This is a genomic window from Nocardioides sp., from assembly GCF_004803405.1.
GTDB classification, from domain to species: domain Bacteria; phylum Actinomycetota; class Actinomycetes; order Propionibacteriales; family Nocardioidaceae; genus Nocardioides; species Nocardioides vastitatis.
This window is the reverse complement of record NZ_SSXI01000252.1, coordinates 1-2,099: the sequence shown is the minus strand read 5'-3', so window position 1 is coordinate 2,099 and position 2,099 is coordinate 1. Positions and strand designations below refer to the sequence as shown.

Sequence of the window (2,099 nt, the reverse complement as noted above, 5' to 3'; positions counted from 1 at the left end):
GCTCGCCGCGGTCCACCAGGTGTTGCAGACGGCGTACGACTGGACCGACTCCCACCTGCATCGCTTCTCCATCGGCGGCGACACTTTCGACATGGGCGCTGAGTGGTTCCTCTGCGAGTACGACGTCGAGGAGGGCGAGGACGAAGGCACGCCTGACGCCGCCGTGACACTCGACGAGACCCTGGTCGAGCCGGGCGACGTCTTGCATTACGTCTACGACTACGGCGACAACTGGGATCTGACGATTCGCCTGGAAGAGGTCCTCCCGCTGACGAACGACGCCCCCCAGGCCAGGTGCGTCGACGGACAACGGGCCGCACCGCCGGACGACTGCGGCGGACTGCGCGATGCCGAATACCTCGCCGAGATCGTCGACGAGCTCGCTGCCTTCGATGTCGCCGAGCTCAACGAACGCCTCGTCTCACCTGCCGGCGGACTTGCCGACTGGGGAGTGCGCCCGGACCTCGTCCTGCTGTTGAACCGGCTCCAACGGACGCCGGTCGGCGACGACTTCATCGCCCGCACTCTCGCCATCGGGACTCCCGAGCAACCGGACGTCGCGACCTTGAGGGCCAACCTTCGCGCGTACCAATGGTTCCTCGATCGTGCAGCCGGCGACGGCATCGCGCTGACTGCAGCCGGTTATCTCAAGCCCGCCGACGTCGAGGTCGCGTCGGAAGTTGTTCCCGTGGTCGGGGACTGGATTGGGAAGAGCAATCGTGAGGACCTCACGATCCCGTTGCTCGAGTTCCGCCAGTCGCTCCAACAGATCGGCCTGCTTCGGAAGTACAAGGGCAAGCTCCTGCTCACCAAGCTCGGCAAGGACGCTCAGACCGACCCGGTCGTCTTGTGGCGCCACCTCGCCGACCGCCTCGTCGATGGCGACGAAGACACCTTCACGACCCAGGCTCGACTGCTGGCCCTTCTTTGCCTTGCTTCTGAACCTGAGGGACGGCACGACAAGCGATTGGCCAAGGCTCTGACCTACCTCGGCTGGCGACAGCGCGATGGACGACCCATCAGCGTCGACCAGTCCCGATGGGCCATCAGGGAAGCCACCCACGCTCTGGCAAGCATCGCCTCGGAGCAGCGTGATCGTGGTCTTCCTCGACTCGATCGGCGGGCACTCACGCAACTCGCCGTGCTGATGGCCAGGACCGCTATCTCGACCCGGGCCACGACCGGCGGGACACCCTCGAGCGGTTAGTCGCATCGACTCCCTGAGGCCCTATGTCCTACCTAGCCCACAATGGGCGCGCCCGTTTCGCCCGCTATGGGCGCGTCACAGCCCAGAATTACGCGGCATAGAAACGACTTCACGGGGATGCCCGTTTGGAGACGCGCTGCGGACCGCGGACGACACCGTTCGACCACAGCCCAAGGTCATCGACAACGGGTCAGAGCTTGAGGTTACTGGCTAGGACCCGCTTTATGCGCGGCGGCCGCGGACAATAGAACGCAGCGCGACGCCAAATGCAATCATCTGCTCGACGGTGCCGGATTCTGCGACCCGCCTCGTCGCCAGGCCGACGGCGCGATCGTCGGCTCCGTTCTCCTGGAGCCAGCGCAAGATGCGGTCGACGTTCAAATCTGACCTGTTCGGGGGCACCGGAGGATCGGAGGTGCGGTTCGTCGGGCGGTGGTCAGATCTGGAGGGCTCCGGCGGCATAGGCAAGAGTTCCGCTTGAGCTTCAACGGCGATTGGCTCCGAAGGGGCGGGCGCGGTGAGATGTGTGGTCACGAATCGCTCCTTTGCCGGCTGTTGAACTGCGGGCAGGTCTCTTAGTTTGACTCGTCGCTTCACCAGGAACGACTGACCGAAATCGCTGACGGTCCATTCCCAGGTTGCCTGCTTGCCTTCTCCAGCTTTGAGTTCGGAGTCAGGCTGCAGGAAAGCCAAGCCGGCGAGTGCCATCTTCCCTTGGACCAGTCCAACACAATCGATTTGCGACTTGGGTGCGACCCACGTGAGCAGATCGGCGTAGTTGAAGCCGAAGGTCTTACGTCGTGCTGCGATATCGGCGAGCCGAACTGCCTCGAGCTGGAGGTAGTCGCTGTCCTGGACCGGACTATCGGGCGCGGTCCTCGCACTGGCGCCG

Annotated in this window: 2 protein-coding genes; one reads left to right on the top strand and one right to left on the bottom strand. The window is 64.3% G+C overall.

Annotated features, from left to right (window positions below):
* The coding region (locus E7Z54_RS18210; RefSeq protein ID WP_136436141.1) for a plasmid pRiA4b ORF-3 family protein at positions 1-1,207 on the top strand (1,207 nt) is incomplete at its 5' end.
* Between the two features lie 222 nt (positions 1,208-1,429).
* Here the strand turns inward: E7Z54_RS18210 and E7Z54_RS23450 are convergent.
* The coding region (locus E7Z54_RS23450) for a hypothetical protein (RefSeq protein WP_206056382.1) at positions 1,430-2,099 on the bottom strand (670 nt) is incomplete at its 5' end.